The following is a 17,986-nucleotide window of genomic DNA, read 5'->3' on the forward strand; positions in this document are numbered from 1 at the left end:
TGCTCACTTGGCGGCCGCCTTGGCCGCCCGCTTGGCGGGGCGCACGTACAGGATGGCGGCCAGATACAGGCCCAGAGCCAGGACGATTTCAAGCCCCGCCAACGCGCGCGACAGCGGCAGGATGTCCGACCAGGCCCGCACGACCCCTTCCATCAGGTACAGCAGGCTGAGCATCGAGACCCATTGCAGGGTATAGAGGCGCGCGCGCAGGACACCGCGCACGGCAAACAGCAGCGGCACGGCCTTGAGCGCCATGAGCGAACCGTGGGGGCGCAGGGGCGCCCACCAGAGTTCCCAGCCGACGCACAGTGCGATGAGGCCCAGCAGGCAGGCGCAAGCCAGCCGATGCAGGCCTGGATTCAGTTTGGTTTCCATGCTGCTATTATGGCTCGAAACCCGGTAGCCCCTCCATGACCAGCCCGCCACAGACCGCCCCCGAGCCCCCCGCCCAGCGCCACGCCCGTGCGCTGGACATGCTGCGCTTCACGCTCGACTTCGCCGGCCACCGCAAGCTCACGCGCGTGGCCTCCAGCCTCACCTTCACCACGGTGCTGGCTATCGTCCCCACCCTGGCCGTGGTGCTCGCGCTCTTCACGGCGTTTCCGCTGTTCGCGCAGTTTCACCAAGCGCTCGAAACCTTCCTCAGCGAAAGCCTGCTGCCACCCTCGGTGTCCGACACCATCATGCGCTATCTCAACCAGTTCGCCGCGCAGGCCTCGGGGTTGACGGCGGTGGGCGGCGGCTTTCTGGTGGTGACCACGATTCTCCTCATCATGACCATCGACGAGGCCTTCAACGAAATCTGGAACGTCGCCCGCCAACGCCCCCTGCGCCAGCGCCTGCTGGTGTACTGGGCCATCATCTCGCTGGGGCCCATTCTCGTGGGCGCCAGCCTCTGGGCCACCTCGGTACTGGCGCGCGCATCGCTGGGCTACATTGGCGACCTGCCCGCCGGGCTGGGCCTGCTGCTGGGAATCGTACCCTTCCTGGTGTCGGTGCTGGGCTTCACGGCCCTGTTCGTGTTCGTGCCCAACTGCCGCGTGCTCTGGCGCGACGCCCTGCTGGGCGGCCTGGGCACGGCCCTGGTGCTGTCCCTGATGAAGGCCGCATTCACCTGGTATCTGACGGCCTTTCCGTCCTATACCGTCATCTACGGCGCCTTCGCCACGCTGCCCATTTTCCTGCTGTGGATTTACCTGTCCTGGCTGGTCGTGCTGCTGGGGGCCACAGTGGCGTCGCTGCTGCCCGCCCTGCGCCTGCACCGCTGGGCACTGCAGCGTCAGCCCGGCGCCCAGATCATCGATGCGCTGGGCATTTTGCGACTGCTCTGGCGCGCGCGCGACGGCCTGCCGCCTGGCCGCAGCCTGGGCTTTCTCGAAAAACACCTGCGCATGCATCCGGACACGCTGCACGACATCCTGGCGGTGCTGCGCGAACTGGGCTATGCCGTGCCCACCGCCGACAGCGAGCTGTGGGTGCTGGCCTGCGACCCGCAGCGGGCCAGCCTGGGCCCGCTCACCGACCACATGCTGCTCGATCGCGGCCAGGCCACGCTGCGGATCGGCACGCTGGACGCGCTGGCGCGCACGCTGCAAGGCCAGGCGCCCACGCTGGATGAATTCTTCCTGAACGACGCTACCGCAAACCAAGGGGATGATGCACAATAACGAAAATGGCCCGTGTGTGGCACGAAGGAAACCATCATGTTGAAAGTCAATGAAATCCTCAGAGTGAAGGGGCACACTCTATATACCGGAAGCCCCGACATGCCGGTGAAGGATGCAATTTCCACCATGAGCCAGCTCGACATCGGCTCGCTGGTCATCATGGAACACGGCCAGCTGGTGGGCATGCTCACCTTTCGTGAAATCATCAACCACCTGAACGCACACCAGGGGCAGACCGGCGACTACACCGTGCGCAGCATCATGGACGATGCCCCGGTCAGCGTCACGCCCAACACCGACGCCGACGAAGTGCAGCGCCTCATGCTCGACAAGCACGCCCGCTACATCCCGGTGATGGACGGCCCCACCCTCATGGGCGTCATCTCGTTCTACGACATGGCGCGCGCCATCGTCGAGGCCCAGCAGTTTGAAAACGACATGCTCAAGGCCTATATCCGCGACTGGCCCGCCGAAGACGCCAGCGCCGCGCGCTGACGCGACAGGGCATCGCCCGCCCAGCGCCGACGGCTTCGCATCCAGCCTGCGTTCAGGCCTGGATGCGGGCTTCCAAGCACTACGCCGCCATCAAGGTCTGCCAGGCCCGACGCAACAGCGCCGGGCCTTCCGCTTTCAGGGCCTTCGGGTCGGACAGCAGGCGGCGCCATTGGCGCGCGCCCGGGCGCCCCGTGTGCCAGCCTAGCAGGCCACGCACCAGAATGTGCAGCGGCACGCCCTGCGCGTGCTGCTCGGCGACATAGACCAGCAAGCGTTCCAGTATCTGCTCCGCGTCCAGCGGCACAGGCGGCTGGGCGGTGCCCGCCGTCGTACCGGCAGGCGACACGGCGGTACGCGCCGCGTAGGCGGAGACGCCGTGGGAGGCGGCAGGAGCCGCGTCCAGCCCATCCAACCGCTGATCGAGCTCGGCCAGGATGTCCGGATGGTGCCAGGCCGCGCGCCCCAGCATGATGCCGTCCAGGCGCTGCATCCATTCGACGCAGGCGTCCACCTCGCTGAGCCCGCCATTGAGCACGATGACGGCATCGGGGAAGTCCTGCTTCAGGCGCAGCACCTCGGCGTAGCGCAGGGGCGGTTTTTCGCGATTGTCTTTTGGCGACAGGCCCTTGAGTACGGCGTTGCGCGCATGGGCGATGAAGACGCGGCAGCCAGTGTCGTACAGGGTGCCGACGAAGTCGCGCACGAAACCATACGATTCATCGTAATCGAGCCCGAGGCGGTGCTTGACGGTGACCGGCACCGAGACGGCATCTTGCATGGCGCGCACGCAATCAGCCACCAGCCGCGGCTCGGCCATCAGGCAGGCGCCAAAAGCCCCCTTCTGCACGCGTTCGGACGGACAGCCGCAGTTGAGGTTGATTTCGTCATAACCCCAGTCAGCCCCCAGCCGGGCGCTGCGCGCCAGCGCCTGCGGCTCGCTGCCGCCCAGCTGCAGAGCCACCGGGTGTTCGGCGGCGGCAAAATCCAGATGCCGTGCCACGTCGCCATGCAGCAAGGCGCCAGTGGTGATCATTTCGGTGTACAGGCGCGCCCGCGGCGCCAGCAGGCGATGAAAATAACGGCAGTGGCGGTCGGTGACGTCGATCATGGGGGCCACACACAGGCGCCACGACGAATTTTGCAAGGGATCCATCCCGCTATTTTACGGGTGCGGCGGCATCCCGGCGGACACTGCGGCATTTCGGGCACCGGGGCCGCGCGCGCGACGCCGCGGCCCCGTCCGAAGCTTTCGACTAAAATGCCGCGTTGATCGTCTCTCGTGATGGCCGCTCGCGCGGCCTCCTTTGTTCATGGCCGTATTCACTTCCGTCTCCGAAGACGATGCCCGCGTCCTCCTGCAACACTACCGCCTGGGCGAACTCGTTGCCCTGCGGGGCATCACGGCGGGCATCGAAAACACCAACTATTTTCTGGATACGACAGAAGGCGCCTACGTGCTGACCCTGTTCGAGGTGCTGACGGCGCGGCAGCTGCCGTTCTACATCGAACTCATGCACCACCTGGCTACGCGCGGCGTGCCGGTGCCCGAACCGCAGACGCTGCGCAACGGCGCGCGCATCACCGAACTGCACGGCAAGCCCGCCGCCATCGTGACGCGCCTGAAAGGGGGCTACGAGCCCGAACCCGGCCCGGCCCACTGCGCGCTGGCCGGCCGCACCCTGGCGCAGGCGCACCTGGCCGCGCGCGACTTCGGCATCCACCAGCCCAATCTGCGCGGCCTGCCCTGGTGGCAGGAAACGGCGCCCAAGCTGCAGACCTTTCTCAGCGCCAGCCAGGCGACCTTGCTGAACACCACGCTGGCCGAACAATCCGCGCTGGCGGCCTCGGGGCGGCTGGCGTGCCTGCCCGCCGGGCCCGCTCACTGCGATCTTTTCCGCGACAACGTGCTGTTTGACGGCACCTACGAATGCCCCCAGATGGGCGGCTTCATCGACTTCTACTTCGCCGGCTGCGACACCTGGCTGTTTGACGTGGCCGTCAGCGTCAACGACTGGTGCATCCGGCGCGCGTCCGGCGCCTTCATCCGCCAGCGCCTGCAAGCCTGGCTGCAGGCCTACCACGAAGTGCGCCCCTTCACCGACGAAGAACGCGTCGCCTGGCCCGCCGTGCTGCGCGCCGCGGCGCTGCGCTTCTGGATCTCGCGCCTGTACGATTTTTACCTGCCGCGCCCGGCCCAGACGCTCAAGCCGCATGACCCGCGCCACTTCGAGCGCATCCTGCGGCTGCGCAGCACGCAGGCCGCCCCCCCGCTTCCGCTCTGACCCGCATGAACACCTTCTCTTTGCAAGCCGCCCTGCTGCCGCCCAGCGCGGGCTGGGCCTGGATCGCCCAGGGCTACGCCCTCTTTCGCCGCCAGCCGTTGGCGCTGATCTTCTGGAGCACCTTCACCAGCTTTCTCATCAACTTGGGCTCGGCCATTCCCATCATCGGGCAAACGGTGCTGGTCGCCCTGACGCCACTGCTGACTTTTCTCACGCTGTGCGCCTGCCGGACGATCAGCCAGGGGCAGCGCATGCTGCCCGGCCTGTGGCTGCAGCCGCTGAAGACGCCCGGCGTGACGCGCGCCCTGCTGCGTCTGGGGTTCGTCTACCTGGGCTGCATGATGCTGGCGGCGCTGGCGTCGGTGCTGCCCTTTCTGTCGTCGTTGGTGGCGGCCATCGGCACCGGGGCACAGCCCGACTATGAAGCCCTGGCGGACGCCATGACCCGGCCCTTCATCGTCTTCGGGCTGTTCTATGTGCTGCTGTCGGCCCTGTTCTGGCATGCTCCGGCCCTGATGGGCTGGCACGGCCTGCCCCTGCGCCGCGCCCTGTTCTACTCGATGGTGGCCTGCTGGCGCAACAAGTGGGCCATCGCACTGTACGCGAGCAGCTGGGCCGCCCTGTTCTTCGGTCTGCACAGCTTGCTGGATGCCCTGCTGGCCGCGGGCGCCTCGGCCACGGCCCTGGCCTGGGCAACGCTCATACTGGACATCCTGATCACCGCCCTGCTGTATTGCACCTTCTACCCCATCTACGACACCATCTTCCAAAGTCGCACGGCCGATTCCGCCTGAGCCGCCCAGCCGGCCTGGCGGCAGTAGCCGTCCGGCAGCTCCAGCACGCAGGCGGCGCGGCGGCACCCGACCAGCCGGTTGGGCGGCACGCCGCCCGCCAGGCGCAACACCCGGCCCGCCGCATCCAGAAACACCACGTCGAGCGCGCGCCGCAGCCCCAGGGTATGCACGCTGCGGCAGGTGGGCAACAACAGGCCCCACGGCGCGGCGCCCCACCGGGGCGAGCGATGCAGCCCCCAGAAGCGCTGCCCGAACGTGCGCGCCACCACCAGCGCCAGCGGGCCGCTGGCAGGCCCCCAGGCCGGGACGTCATCCGGCCCGCCCCAGCAGCACCCGCCCTGCTCGCGCCCGCTGCGCATCCCTGGATCAGAACCCGGCATCCAGCAGCTTGACGGCAATGGGAAAGCCGATGACGAGGAAGGTACAGGGAAAAATGCAGACCACCATGGGAAACAGCATCTTCACCGGCGCCTGCAAAGCCAGGGTTTCGGCACGCAGAAAGCGTTCGCTGCGCTGACGTTCGGCCTGCGCCCGCAACAAGGGCCCCAGGCTCATGCCCAGCCGGTCGGCCTGCGCCAGCGCCAGCACCAGATTGCGCACGCCCGGCAGATCGGCCCACTGTGCCCAACGTTCAAGCCAGTGCGCGCGCTCGACACCGGTGCGTTCGAGCGCGGCCGCCTCGCGCAGGCTCTGGCGCAAAGGCCCCGCGGGCGCGTGCTCGGCCACCTGGCGCAAGGCGGCGGACAGGCTCAGGCCGGCCTCCACACACAGCGTCATCAGGTCGAGCATGAAAGGCAGTTCGCGCAGCATCTGCTGACGCCGGACGGCCGCCTTGCGGCGCAGCGACTGGCCAGGCAGGCAGTATCCCAGGCAGCCCGCCGCCACCACCAGCACCAGGGCCACGCGCACCGAGGCCTCCAGCATCCAGGCCGAGGCCCCGGCCAGCAAGCCGCCCAGCGCGGCCAGCAGCAGCTGCGCCGCCAGCCAGCGCTCGGGCAGCCAGACGGACGCCAAACCCGCGCGCGGCCCCCACTGCTGCAGCCAGCGGCGCATGGCCCAGGTGACGAAGGGGGCGCACCAGGGGGCCAGCGCCGCGACCCAGGGCCACCAGAGGGGTTGTGCGCGGGCCTGTGGCGCGGACAAACGGGCCCAGGGCCATCCCAGGGCCCAGCAGGCAAGCCATACGGCCACGGCGGCCAAGCCCACCCCCAGCCAGAACCAGATCATTCCTGCCTCCTCTTCATCTCTGTCCCTCTTTGCCTGACGCACCGCGCGGCTGCGGCGTCCGGGCCCGTTCATGATGCTCAGACCTGGATGGCGGCCACGCGCCGAATCCAGAAGATACCCGCCCCTTCGAGCAGCACGATGCCACACAGCACGAGCCAGCCGTACCAGGTCTGCCACAAAAGCGCCATGGCCTGCGGTTCGAGGCGGCTCAGCACCAGCAACAGCAGCAGCGGCAAGCCCGCCATCAGGTGGCTTTGCATGCGGCCTTGCGCCGTCAACGCCCGGACGCGGCCCAGCCAGTGCTGGCGGGTGCGCAGGGTTTGGGCGATGTTTTCCAGCGTGTCGGCCAGGCTGCCGCCCGTCTGCGCGGCAATCCCCAGGGCGGAGACCACCAGGCCGCAGGACTCGGTGGGCATGCGCTGGCGCAGCTGTTGCAAGGCCGCGTGAAAGCCCAGCCCCAGGCGCTGCTCGCGCAGCATGAGGGCGAATTCCTGCGCCAGCGGCGGACGCGACTGGGCAACCAGATGCTGCAGGGCCGCCTGCAGGCCGGCCCCGGCGCGCAAGGCACCGGCCAGCGCCTGCATCAGGTCGGGCAGCTGAGTGTCGAACAGTTGCTCGCGGCGGCGGCGCAGCAGGCGCAAGGCCACGGAGGGCGCCAGCAACATCCCGCACAACAGCGGCAGCACGCCCCACCAGCGGCCCAGCAGCCAGGCGCACAGCAGCAGGAACACCGCCCCGACGCCGAGCACGGCGGGCCGCAGCTGCCGCACGTCGAGAAAGAGAAAGGCGGCGTCCAGCGTGCGCTGGGTTTCGGCGTGCAGGCGATGCTGGTAGTGTTCCCAGGCCTGGAGCGCGCGGCGCAGCAGCAACCAGGCCGCATAGGCGACGCACACGCCGATCACGGGCAGCAGGATCAGCATCAGCATGGCAGCTCCTGGAGGCGCGCGCCGTCCGCCAGTACCGCGTGGCCCTGGCGCACCGTGCGCTGGGAAAACAGGCCGATGTCCAAGGCGGCAAGCCCGGAAAAGCCTTCCGGCAAAAGCCCGCAGCCCTGGAAGACGGCGGGCGGCCCCGCCTCACCGAGAAACAGATCCTGCAACTGGATGCGGCCGCTTTCGATGCCCGTGACCTGAACGATGGCGGTGAGCAGCCGTCGGCCATCCGCCGCCCGGCTCAGTTGCACGATGAAATCGATGGCCGCGGCGATGTGCTCGCGCACTGCGGCCAGGGGAAGATCCATGCCCGCCATCAGAATCATGGTTTCCAGACGTCCCAGGGCGTCGCGCGGGCTGTTGGCGTGCAAGGTGGTGAGTGAACCCTCGTGCCCAGTATTCATGGCGGCCAGCATGTCGAAGGCCTCGCCGCCCCGGCACTCACCGACGACGATGCGGTCGGGCCGCATGCGCAAAGCGTTGCGTACCAGGTCGCGGATGTCGATACGGCCCCGGCCCTCGAGATTGGGCGGACGCGCCTCCAGGCTGACCAGATGATCGTGGTTCAAGCGCAGTTCGGCGGCATCTTCGATCGTGATGATGCGTTCGTGCGCCGGGATGGCGTTGGACAGGATGTTGAGCAGGCTGGTCTTGCCCGAGCCGGTGCCGCCCGACACCACCAGGTTTTTTCGCTGCCGGACGCAATGCGACAGAAAGCGGGCCATGGGCACGTCCAGTGCGCCCGTCGCCAGCAAGTCGTCCATGGTCAGCCTGCGCGCCGGAAACTTGCGAATGGTCAGGCTCGCCCCGCGCAAGGCAATGGGCGCGATGACCGCGTTGACGCGCGAGCCGTCCCGCAGGCGGGCGTCCACCATGGGAGCGCTCTCGTCGATACGACGCCCCAGGGGCGAGACGATGCGTTCGATCACCCCGAGCACCGCCGCTTCGCCGCTGAAGCTCGCGGTGTCGCGCACGAGGCAACCACCCCGCTCGACGAAAATCTCGTCGTGCCGGTTCACCATGATTTCGGTTACCGCCGGATCGGCCAGCAGGGGTTCGAGCGGCCCCAGCCCCACGGCCTCATCGACCAGCTCGCGCAGCAGCCGCGCCGGATCGATCTGCGGCGGCAGCGCGGCGTCTGCGGCCATGAGGTCTTGCAACACGCGCGTCGCCTCGGCGCGCAAGGCGGCATCGCTCATGCCGGCGATGTCCCGCCGCCGCAGCTGCAAGGCAGCGATGAGACCCTCGTGCAGGCGCCGCCGGATCTGCTGCCCCGCGGGCGAGTGTGCGTACCGGTGCGCCGTCACGGGTTCGGGCTCGTGCAGCTCGCAGGCCGCATCCGCGAGGGACGGCACGACCAAAGACGGGGACTGGGCCGACACTGCGGGCGGCGGGGAGGCGGCGGGCGGCACCGCCGGGGCATCTTCGAGCCGCTGGCGCACCTGCAGCAGGCAGGGGCCGATCACCAGTTCGTCCTGCGGCTCGATCGGGCCGAAGGACGCCACCCGGGCGCCATTGACGATAGAACCGAAAATCGAGCCACCGTCCTCCAGCCAGAGCTGATCTTCGCGCAGCACGATCTGCGCATGATGGCGCGCCACCCGCCAGGTCTTCAGATTGAGGCTACACGCCGGGTCCCTGCCGATCGAGACGGGCAAGGGATAGCACCCGCGCTCGATGCGGCCATCCTCAAAACGCAGTTCCAGTTCCACCTGAGCCATGTTGACCTCCAGTTGCCTGATGTTCGTTCGTCTCGCGGCTGTCGCTCGGCAGGCGCGCCGCGGACGACGCAGCGCCCCCACCCTGGCCGTCCCGTGTCCCCACCGGCGTCCGCCACTGGGAGCCGGGCCCGGACGCGAGCGGATCCCAGCGCGGCACGGGCCGGGCAACGGGCAGGCTGCTCGCGGGACGGATCGGGTTCACGAGGCTGGGCGCGGCGGGAAATGCCTGCCGCAGGACGGCAGCTGTGCGCCCGACCCGGGCGCGTATGTCCGGGTGCTCGGCGGTGACGAGCTGCGGCGTGACGAGAATGGCCAGTTCGGTGTCGTTTTTCTGAAACCGCGTTGAACGAAACAGCGCACCGAGAATGGGCACGGATCCCAGGCCGGGCACCCGATCGACGTTGTCCGCCGTTTCGCGCGACAGAAAGCCCGCGAGCACCAGCGTCTGACCCGAGCGCACGTTGAACTCGGTGGCTGTCCGGCGCGTCTTGAGCGAGGGCCCTCCGGGCACCGAGAGCGCCGTATCCACCGAACTCACCTCGACCTCGATGCGCGAGCGCACGGCGCCGTTGCGTTCCACCGAGGGCGTGATCCGCAGGGAAACGCCATAGGGCTTGAAAGCCGTCTGGGTGTTGCCGTTGTGATCCACCGTGCTGTAGGGCACCTCGCCCCCTGCCAGGAACTCGGCGGTAGCGCCGCTTCTGGCCAGCAGCTGAGGCTGGGCCAGCACCACGGCGCGGCCCTCCTGGGCCAGCAGATTGATCTGCGCGGAGAGCAAGGCATTGATGCCGAAATAGCCCGCCGCCCGGGCTGCGGGAAACGCCAGGGGCAGCACGCTCTCGCCCGGACGTTCGGCCAGGCGGCGCGAACCGCCGTCCCAGCCCAGGGCCGCGGTCAACCCGCCCGTGCCTTGCGGATTCCAGCGCAGACCCAGCTCACGCAGCAGGGTTTTGGGCACCTCGACGACCTGCACGTCCAGCAGCACCATCTGATCCCAACCGACCGTGCCGGTGAAATCCAGCAGCTGCGGGTAGCGGCGGCCCAGCTCGGCCAGGCGCTGCCGGTCGCCGTCGGACAGATCATCGCCCTCGATCAGCAGTTTTTCGCCCAGCGCCGTGACGCGCGCCCCCGGAATGCGCTCGAGCACTGTGCGCAGCTCGTCCTGCAGCTGGCGCATCCCCTCGGGCGCCACCTCGACGGCATAGCGCTGCACCTGGCCATCGGCCGTCCAGGCATGCAGGGTGCTGAAGCCAGGCTTGCGTGCGAAGATAATGACCTCGCGGTCGTCCGTACTGACTGCGTTGAGCACCTTGCCGTCGCCCACCGCCACCCGCGCCACGCCGGGGATCCCCAGCACGCGCACTTCACCCGCCTGCAAGGCAAGCGGCGTCTCGCGTTCGCGTGCCGTGGCCGCCACGGCCGGGTTCCACAGCCAGACCCCCAGCCCCGCCAGCAGGCACAGGCGCATGACCTGCCGACGACCGCGCGCGCCGCCCCAGCGTCTCAGAATACGGCTCATGGTCGCTCTCCCGGCTGCTCAAGCAGCCCTTCATGCAGTTCATCCCCCGATTCTTCTTCCGGGCCATCTGTCAACGCCGCACCCGCCGCCAGGCCGTCAGCCCATGGCGCAGGCGCGTCGGACGACGCGGGGAAGCGGCCACGCAACGCCTGCATCCAGGCACTGCTCAGTGCCTGGCCCGGCGGCAGGTCGAACAGGCCCAGGCCCGGGCCTGGCTGCGCCACTTCGCCACGCGCCCAGGCAGGCAGGGCCCGGGCGGACGCGGCGCCGTACAGGATCACGGCCTTGCGCGGCGTCGGCGTACGCGGCGGGTTCACGCCCAGCAGGGCCGCCAGATCGCCCCGGGCCGCGCGACGATCAGCCTGAGCATCTTCGGGGTGCCGCAGAATCGCCGTCAGGGTGCCCGCCTGGCGCGCGGCCACCAGCTTGACCACATCGTCGGGCGCCGCGTCCAGCGTCACGGTCGAGTAGTGCTGCTCGCCCGCGCCGCTCTCTCCCGTGCGCGTCTCGCGCCCGGTGGCCAGCACCAGCACCCCTTGCAGCAGCGGGGCCGTCAACCGTCGACGCTGATGATCGAAGGACACGTAGAGATCGATCAGATCGCCCGGCTGCAGCAAACCCGATAAGGAGTTGACCTGATCCACCGGCAGCGTGATGGCGCGCCGCCCGGGGGCCAGCTGCGCCGAGAAGGCGGTGTGCTGCTGATGCACGTGTACAGGCAAAATGGCCTCGCCCGCCGACAGATTCGCCGTCAGCAGGCGCCCCTCGAGTTCACCGTAGCGCGCGGCGGGCAAGGCATCCCGGCTGACCCACTGCGCGGGAAAACTGCGCACGGCCAGGTGGGACGGCAGCAGCCGCGTGCCCGCCGCGAGATCGCCAGCGGCCACCACGCGCTCGACCATCGCCAGACGCGACTGGTCTTCGATCTGCCGCACCCGGTCACGGACGTGCAGCGCCAGGGCACCCGCCGCCAGGCCGCCGATCAGCAGGGCCAGGACGGCCAGCACCACGGTTTTGGGCAGGCGCATGAGGAAGCGTGTCATGGGGTCTCCCGCGGATAATGCCAGAAGGTCACGGCCACCGAGCTTGTCCGGGGCCGGATGTGCAGGGCCAGGCCGCCCAGTTGCGCATGACGCCAGCGGCTGATGCCGGGCGCCAGCCCGGCGGGCGGCGGCCCATCGGACACCAGGCCACCGGACTCTGGGCCACCTGGTGCCAGGCCGTCCGGCACCAGGCCATCCGACAGCGGGCGGACGGCGGCCTGCTCGGGTTGCCAGTGATCTTTTTGCAAGGCCCGGCGCAAGGCCTGCTCCACCTGCGCCAGCGTGCCGTCGCAATCGAAAGCGCTCAGCACCACGCCTGCGGCCTGGCCGTCGTCGCGCGTCCGCAGCACCTGGCGCGCCCCGGGCGGCACGAGGCGCGCCGCATCGAAGGTCGGCATGCCGGAAGGTGGCGCGGCGGGTGTCAGCGAAGACAGCAGGCCGCGCGTGCCTTGCGGGTCGCCCTGCAGCTGGGCCAGCCAGTGGCTTGGCCCCTGCCCGCCGGACAGCAGCAGGACGCCGCCCGCCCATTGCAGGCGCGCAAAGCGCGCCGGGCCCGAGGCAAGAAGCCGCCGGGCAACTTCCAGCGGTGGCTGGCGCGCCTGGAAGCGATAGAGCGTGACGTCAGCCCCTGGCAGTCGCGGCATTGCTTCGCGCGTCCAGCGCCAGCCCTGATCCGCCAGCGCCTGGACGGGATCCCAGGCGGGCAGGCTCGCCCCGGCGCTGCGACTTGCCAGCAGCGCCAGGCCCAGCAGGATCGCGGCCACCGGGCAGCGCAGTCTATGGGCGCGCGGAACGCGCCCGACGCGTGCGCATCTGTGTGTATGCCTGTCGTTCATGGCTGGTCTCCGGGGTACAGATGGGGGGCGGGCACCTCTGCCGTCCAGGCTCTCAGCCAGTCCCATTCGGGGAGCGCGCGCCCCCAGGCTTCATCGATCCCCCGCAGCCGCTGCGTGACCTGCCGGCCCACCGCCTGCGATTGCCGGGCCTGCTGCCCCCAGGCCTGGCCGCTGGCCCCCAGCACGGCCTGAACCGCCGCATCGCCCGCGGCGGCCCCGGCGCCACGCAGAATGACCGTCTGCCGCCGCAAGGACAACGTGCGCAGATCGACGTCCCACAAGGCGCCCGTGGGCTGCGCAGTACCGCGCGTCCGGGCGCTGGCCTCGGCACGCCAAAGCGCCCCATCGCCCAGGGCCAGCTCCTGGCGCAGCGCGGCAGCTCCCGGATACGAATTGCCAGGCCCGGACACGGCGGCCCCAGGCAAGGGTTCGACGTGCGGCGGGGGAACCGCGGCCAGCAGAGGATCGCCGCGCCGATCCAGACGCCGCGAGGCCCAGGCCGAAGGCCGGGCAGCCCACGTGGCGGCAAGCTCGGCGGGGCTCATTTCCTGGTGCGCGAAGGCAAAGGCGGCTTGCCGGCTGTCGTGCGACAGCTGCAAGGCGGCATCCTGCACCCGCCCCAGCCAGAGCACGCCCACCCACAGGCTGCCCAGCGCCAGCAGCACTGCGAGCGCCTCTGCCACAGCCTGCCCGCGCTGCATCCGCAAACTCCGCCAACGTGCCTGTCCGCGCATCATCTCAGTCTCCGGGCAGGCGGGCCAGCGGCGCCGCCAGCCGGGCCTGCCAATAAGGGTGAAACAGATTGGCGGCTTCACGCTGGCCGTCGGCGCGACGTTCAGGCCGGGAAAACAGTGTCTCGGCGGCGCTGCGCGCATGCAGGGAAGGCCCCTCGGGCATGTCGAGCGTCAGCTCGGCCACGAATCCGGCGGCGGCCTGCGCGCCCTGCCCCGGCGCCACGTCAAAGTAAGCGGCCAGGCCGCGCGACGGCCAGGAAAACTGCTCGAACATGGCGTAGGAATTGGCCAGCGGGTTGGACTGGCCGCCCAGCAGATCCCAAGAAGTGGACGCTTGCACCCAGCGCCAGAAATCCTGCGCGGAAAAATCGGCGGGCGCATCGGGGCTGTAATCGGGGCTGATTTCCTGCCCAGCCTGCGCAGGCATCCAGGCCCAGCCCATGGCGTATTCGCGGTAATAGCACCCGATCCACGGGTTGGAGCGCAGCGCGTGGTACGACACGGTGTCGCCGGCCTGCCAGCGCCCCGAGGCATCGAGCGCGGTGGCGCCTCGGCGGCGCAGCTCGTGGCGCAAACTGGGGCAGCGGGGGCTGACTGACCAGGGATTGCGCGCGGTCGAGTCGCGCGGCCCCAGAAAGGCATAAGGGGCGGCCACCTTGCGCACCAGGGCAAACAGGGCGGCATCGGGTGCGTGGCGTTGCAGCAAGGCAGGCCAGCCATCGCTGGATACCACCGGCCGCAGCGTGTCGGCCGCGCGTTCCGGATAGTGTGCGGCCAGCACCGCTTGCATGGCGGCCAGTCGTGTCTGCGGCAGTTCGCGCACCAGCGCCGCGGACAATTCACGCGCATAGTCGTGCACGAAGGATTCGTGCGCCGCAAAGGCTTGGCCCAGCGGCCCCTGGGTGCGCACCTGCGCCTGCAGGCCGACGGCGGCGGCCGCGCTCAGGTAGGCGCGCCCCTGCCCGGCGCCAAACAGCATGCCGATGAGGTAGGCCGGTGGATTGCCCTGCGCCAGCCGACCCGCCTGCGTGCCGCCAAAATGTGCCCAGCTGCCCAGGGTGAGCAGGTGCGCCATGGCCAGCTGATGGGCCAGCTGCGCCCGGTTGAGATAAGACAGCAGGTTGAGCGTGCGCGCCTGTACCAGCGCGCCGCTGTAGGTGGCCGCATCCAGCCCGTGCAGCAGGCGGGTCTTGGCGGCAACCGTCTGGCCGGTGGCGAAATAGCGTAGCCAGGCCAGGCCCAGCACGGCCACCAGCAACATGCCCAGCACCAGCACCTGGCCCTGTTGCGCACGCACGGCGCCCACGCCCGCCACGTCACTGCCCCGCGGCGGCATTGCCGGTGAACGACTTCAGTGTCTTGGCCGCCGCCTGCGCCGCAGCCGATTCGGCGGCCGACTGCGCCATGCGCGACTGTTCGCTGCCGTCTTCTCCGGCGATCTCGCGCGCCATCGCCGCCGTCTGGGCGCGGATGACCTGGCCAAAAAGCTGATAGACCGCGATGGCGGCCACCGCGACCAGGGCGACCACGATCACGTACTCGACCATGGCCTGCCCACGCTGTCGGTGCAGGCCCCGCGCACGGCTTGAAGGCAGCCCCAGGCCGACCCGCGAGGCAGGCCGCGCAAGGCGATGAGAACACGAGAAAAAGCGACGGTGCAAGCGCATGGCGGGCTCCTGGGAAACGATGGCACTCAGTGTGCCTCGCCGCCAGGCGCCCGCCTATTCGCAGTTTCCGAGCTGGATAAAATCAGCCTAGCGCCGCGGTGCGCAACACGGTGGCCGCCAGCCGGAGCGATTCGCCAAACCCAGGCGTCCGACCCGACGACCTGGTGACCCAAAGAGCCCGCAGGGCTGCTTAATCGATGCGCAGCCGCAGCGTGCCCAGGCCCTCGATGCGGGCTTCGAGCCGGTCGCCTGCCACCACGGCGCCCACGCCCGCGGGCGTGCCGGTGAACACCAGGTCGCCTGCCTTCAGCTCGAACAGGGTGGACAAATATGCCAGCGCCTCGGGCACCGACCAGATCATGTCGGACAAATCGTCCGACTGGCGCGCTTCGCCATTGACCGACAAGCCAATATGCCCGGCACGCAGCAGGCCGGTTTCGGCCACCGGATGCAGGGGGCCCAGCGGCGCGCTGTGATCGAAGCCCTTGGCTGTCTCCCAGGGACGGCCCGCCTTCTTGGCTTCGGCCTGCAGGTCGCGGCGCGTCATGTCCAGGCCGATGGCCTGGCCCCACACGCAGGCCGCCGCCTGTTCAACCGAGAGGTCGCGCCCCCCGCTGCCCAATGCCACCACGAGCTCGACCTCGTGGTGCAGATTGTGCGTGGCGGGCGGATACGGCAACACGCCCTCGGTGCCAGGAGCCACGTTCAGCACGGCATCGGCGGGCTTGGCAAAGAAAAACGGCAGCTCGCGGCCCGTGCCGCCCATCTCGCGCGCGTGCTCGGCGTAGTTGCGGCCCACACAATAGATGCGCCGCACCGGAAACCGCGCCATGCTGTCCTGGACGGCCAGCGTGGCAGCCTGCAGCCGGGGAATGACTGTTTCTTCCATCATGAACTCCAAAAAAATCGCGCCACATGAAATACACCCCCGCCGTGGAACCTGGCCACGCGCGGGGGTGCGGTGCGCGGGCCGCCCATGAGGCGAACGCCCGCGCGGTCTCTGGCCACAGGCTGGCTCAGGCCTTCTTGCCCTGGTGGTAGCGCTGGGCCGAAGCGGTGATTTCCTGCTTGGCGGCATCCAGGCCGGACCAGCCCTGCACCTTGACCCACTTGCCCTTTTCGAGATCTTTGTAGTGCTCGAAGAAGTGCTGAATGCGCTGCAGGTCTTCGGCGGGCAGATCCGCCGTCGATTCGATGTGGCGGTACGGGGGATAAAGTTTGTCCACCGGGCGCGCCAGCAGCTTGGCATCCTTGCCCGCTTCGTCTTCCATGTTCATCACGCCCAGGGCCCGGCAGCGGATGACCGTGCCGACCTGCACGGGAAACGGCGCGAGCACGAGCACATCGACGGGATCGCCGTCTTCGGAAAGGGTCTCCGGGATGTAGCCGTAATTGCAGGGGTAATGCATGGCGGTCATCATGAAGCGATCGACGAACACGGCGCCGCTGGCCTTGTCCACTTCGTACTTGACGGGATCGGCGTTCATCGGAATTTCGATGACCACGTTGAATTCTTCGGGCAGCTTGTCGCCTGCCGGCACACGATCTAGGCTCATGGGGTTCCTTGGTTGACGGTTTAAGACAATCTCTTTACTGCTGCGCGCCGCGATCGGACGTCAGCGACATGTCCACCCCGGGGATGGGGGCGGTGTCGAAATAATCTTCTTCGGGAGCCGCCGCACGCGCGGGCGGTGCGCCTGCTGCCGGGGCCTGGGCGGGCAGCGGCTCGTCGGCCATTGCGTCCTGCCCATAGACGCCGCTGGCGGCTTCGGGGGCCTGCGCGGCCTGCGCAGTGTCGGGCAGCGGCGCGGCCTGCATGAAGCCGGGGTCGTCGCTCAGGTCAGCGGCGGGCAGCACGCGCGGCATCGGGGGCAGCACGGCGTCCGCGGCCTCGGCGGCCTGGCGCCAATGGGCAACGGCCTGCTCGGGATGGCCCAGGGCTTCTTGCAAATTGCCCAGCAAGGCGTGGATGTGGGTATCGGTGCGCAGCGCCAGGCTGCGTTCGAGGTAGTGGGCTCCCTGGCCCCAGAGCTGGGCTGTCAGGCACAGCTGCCCCAGCGCGGCCAGCAGCCCCGCGTGCTGGGGGGCGGCGCGCAGCCAGAGCTCGGCATGCCCCAGGCGCTGGCTGGCCTGCGCCGCATCGCACCGGGCGTATGCACGCAGCAGGCGGTCGTCCAGCGCGCGGTTGAGCGCGGCTTCGAGAATACGCGCGGCTTCTTCGGGATGGCCGAAGCGTTCTTGCGCGCGCGCGCCCGCCAGGGCCACGATGGGATCCAGGCGCTCGGCGGCCGTCAGGTCTTTCCAGAGGGGGGCCCAGTCGGCAGCGGTGGCGGCGTCGAGGCGCTGCGCGGCGGCTTCGCAGATGAACTGGTGCGCCTGAGCCTCGTCGATGGCGCTGCGCCGCAGCAGCAGGCGCGTGAGCGCGTAGACGCGGTCAGCATGCCCCAGCTGGCGGTGCGCGCGCAGCAGCAGACGGGACGCATGCAGAAAGCGCGAGGAGGCATCCTGCAGCGGTTCGAGCAGGTCGAGCGCTTCTTGGGCCCGATTCTGGTCGAGCAGCATTTCCGCGGTGACGGTGTCCACCGCCTGACGCAGGCGGGTATCCTGCCCGGCCCCTTCCTGGGCCAGGCGCAGGGTCTGGTCGCGCCGCGTGTACTCGCCCAGCAAGTGCAAGGCGCGCGCGGCGCTGAGTCCGGCCAACACTTTGCGGTCGGCGGAACGGGTGCGCGCGAGCAGACTGGAGAGGTCTTTTTCGGCCTGGACGTAACGGCCTTCAAGCACGTTGATCCAGCCTTGTTCGAGCAGTTCGACGTCACGCCGCTGTGCCCGGCGCCGACGCCAGGAACTCAAGCGTCCGGGGCTGTCGCCCATCCAGCGCAACAAGCCCAGCAGGCTGTGCAAGACGACGAAAGCCAGCAGTGCCAGCACCACGGCCAGCGGCAGGGAGAGTTCGACGCGCCAGGGCTGCGCCACGACGATGACGTTGCCGCTGTGATCGTGCACGGCCAGCGCCAGCGCCACGGCTGCCGCAAGGAGGATGAGAGTCCAGATCCAGGATCGCATCATGCC

The 17,986-nt window shown here is 69.3% G+C and carries 19 protein-coding genes; 4 read left to right on the top strand and 15 right to left on the bottom strand.

From position 1 onward, the window contains the following. Positions 1–3: 3 nt before the first annotated feature. Positions 4–375 (bottom strand): DUF2069 domain-containing protein, encoded by a 372-nt coding sequence (locus CCA01S_RS06385; protein ID WP_066455702.1) that lies wholly within the window; start codon positions 373–375, stop codon positions 4–6. Positions 376–410: 35 nt separating this feature from the next. Between CCA01S_RS06385 and CCA01S_RS06390 the strand changes: the two genes are divergently transcribed. Next, on the top strand, positions 411–1,667 hold the full coding sequence (locus CCA01S_RS06390; protein WP_066455705.1) for a YihY family inner membrane protein: 1,257 nt from the start codon (positions 411–413) through the stop codon (positions 1,665–1,667). A 36-nt stretch (positions 1,668–1,703) separates the two neighbouring features. Beyond that, positions 1,704–2,162, top strand: a complete 459-nt coding sequence (locus CCA01S_RS06395; RefSeq protein WP_066455708.1) for a CBS domain-containing protein — start codon at positions 1,704–1,706, stop codon at positions 2,160–2,162. Positions 2,163–2,241: 79 nt separating this feature from the next. Here CCA01S_RS06395 and dusA read toward each other — a convergent pair whose 3' ends face one another. Continuing rightward, a complete protein-coding gene (dusA, locus tag CCA01S_RS06400; RefSeq protein ID WP_084386564.1) occupies positions 2,242–3,306 on the bottom strand; it encodes a tRNA dihydrouridine(20/20a) synthase DusA in 1,065 nt (354 codons plus the stop codon). A 166-nt stretch (positions 3,307–3,472) separates the two neighbouring features. Between dusA and CCA01S_RS06405 the strand changes: the two genes are divergently transcribed. After that, positions 3,473–4,444 (top strand): homoserine kinase, encoded by a 972-nt coding sequence (locus CCA01S_RS06405; protein WP_066455912.1) that lies wholly within the window; start codon positions 3,473–3,475, stop codon positions 4,442–4,444. A gap of 5 nt (positions 4,445–4,449) precedes the next feature. Next, positions 4,450–5,238 (top strand): BPSS1780 family membrane protein, encoded by a 789-nt coding sequence (locus tag CCA01S_RS06410; RefSeq protein ID WP_232304987.1) that lies wholly within the window; start codon positions 4,450–4,452, stop codon positions 5,236–5,238. On the opposite strand, the gene CCA01S_RS06415 is transcribed toward CCA01S_RS06410, so the two are convergent. The 13 genes from CCA01S_RS06415 to CCA01S_RS06475 all read right to left on the bottom strand — a co-directional run bounded on the left by CCA01S_RS06415 (position 5,196) and on the right by CCA01S_RS06475 (position 17,983). After that, complete coding sequence (locus CCA01S_RS06415) at positions 5,196–5,597, bottom strand: DUF192 domain-containing protein (RefSeq protein WP_066455717.1); 402 nt, start codon at positions 5,595–5,597, stop codon at positions 5,196–5,198. The two genes, CCA01S_RS06410 and CCA01S_RS06415, sit on opposite strands and share 43 nt — an antisense overlap. A 7-nt stretch (positions 5,598–5,604) precedes the next feature. Continuing rightward, entirely contained in the window at positions 5,605–6,465 is an 861-nt protein-coding gene (locus tag CCA01S_RS06420; protein ID WP_066455719.1) for a type II secretion system F family protein, read from the bottom strand. A 77-nt stretch (positions 6,466–6,542) separates the two neighbouring features. Next, entirely contained in the window at positions 6,543–7,391 is an 849-nt protein-coding gene (locus CCA01S_RS06425) for a type II secretion system F family protein (protein ID WP_066455722.1), read from the bottom strand. After that, positions 7,385–9,118, bottom strand: coding sequence for a TadA family conjugal transfer-associated ATPase (locus tag CCA01S_RS06430; protein WP_066455731.1), 1,734 nt, complete (start codon positions 9,116–9,118; stop codon positions 7,385–7,387). Before CCA01S_RS06430 ends, CCA01S_RS06425 begins: the two co-directional genes overlap by 7 nt. Further along, positions 9,087–10,586, bottom strand: coding sequence for a type II and III secretion system protein family protein (locus CCA01S_RS06435; protein ID WP_084386567.1), 1,500 nt, complete (start codon positions 10,584–10,586; stop codon positions 9,087–9,089). Before CCA01S_RS06435 ends, CCA01S_RS06430 begins: the two co-directional genes overlap by 32 nt. A gap of 47 nt (positions 10,587–10,633) precedes the next feature. Then, positions 10,634–11,680 (bottom strand): Flp pilus assembly protein CpaB, encoded by a 1,047-nt coding sequence (gene cpaB, locus CCA01S_RS06440; RefSeq protein ID WP_232304989.1) that lies wholly within the window; start codon positions 11,678–11,680, stop codon positions 10,634–10,636. Further along, positions 11,677–12,444 carry a hypothetical protein gene (locus CCA01S_RS06445; protein ID WP_066455733.1) on the bottom strand — a complete coding sequence of 256 codons (768 nt, stop codon included), beginning with the start codon at positions 12,442–12,444 and terminating at the stop codon, positions 11,677–11,679. Before CCA01S_RS06445 ends, cpaB begins: the two co-directional genes overlap by 4 nt. A 68-nt stretch (positions 12,445–12,512) precedes the next feature. Then, positions 12,513–13,217, bottom strand: a complete 705-nt coding sequence (locus CCA01S_RS06450; RefSeq protein ID WP_066455735.1) for a hypothetical protein — start codon at positions 13,215–13,217, stop codon at positions 12,513–12,515. Between the two features lie 37 nt (positions 13,218–13,254). Then, positions 13,255–14,586, bottom strand: a complete 1,332-nt coding sequence (locus CCA01S_RS06455) for a hypothetical protein (RefSeq protein ID WP_066455737.1) — start codon at positions 14,584–14,586, stop codon at positions 13,255–13,257. Then, the gene (locus CCA01S_RS06460) at positions 14,567–14,797 is read right to left on the bottom strand and encodes a hypothetical protein (RefSeq protein ID WP_066455917.1); all 231 of its coding nucleotides are present in this window, start codon (positions 14,795–14,797) and stop codon (positions 14,567–14,569) included. Before CCA01S_RS06460 ends, CCA01S_RS06455 begins: the two co-directional genes overlap by 20 nt. A 310-nt stretch (positions 14,798–15,107) precedes the next feature. After that, a complete protein-coding gene (locus tag CCA01S_RS06465) occupies positions 15,108–15,809 on the bottom strand; it encodes a fumarylacetoacetate hydrolase family protein (RefSeq protein WP_084386550.1) in 702 nt (233 codons plus the stop codon). Positions 15,810–15,933: 124 nt separating this feature from the next. Next, on the bottom strand, positions 15,934–16,473 hold the full coding sequence (ppa, locus tag CCA01S_RS06470; protein ID WP_066455743.1) for an inorganic diphosphatase: 540 nt from the start codon (positions 16,471–16,473) through the stop codon (positions 15,934–15,936). A 34-nt stretch (positions 16,474–16,507) separates the two neighbouring features. Further along, positions 16,508–17,983 carry a heme biosynthesis HemY N-terminal domain-containing protein gene (locus CCA01S_RS06475; protein ID WP_232304990.1) on the bottom strand — a complete coding sequence of 492 codons (1,476 nt, stop codon included), beginning with the start codon at positions 17,981–17,983 and terminating at the stop codon, positions 16,508–16,510. Positions 17,984–17,986 lie beyond the last annotated feature (3 nt).

The sequence above is a fragment of the Castellaniella caeni NBRC 101664 genome, assembly GCF_001592225.1.
Lineage (GTDB): Bacteria > Pseudomonadota > Gammaproteobacteria > Burkholderiales > Burkholderiaceae_B > Castellaniella > Castellaniella caeni.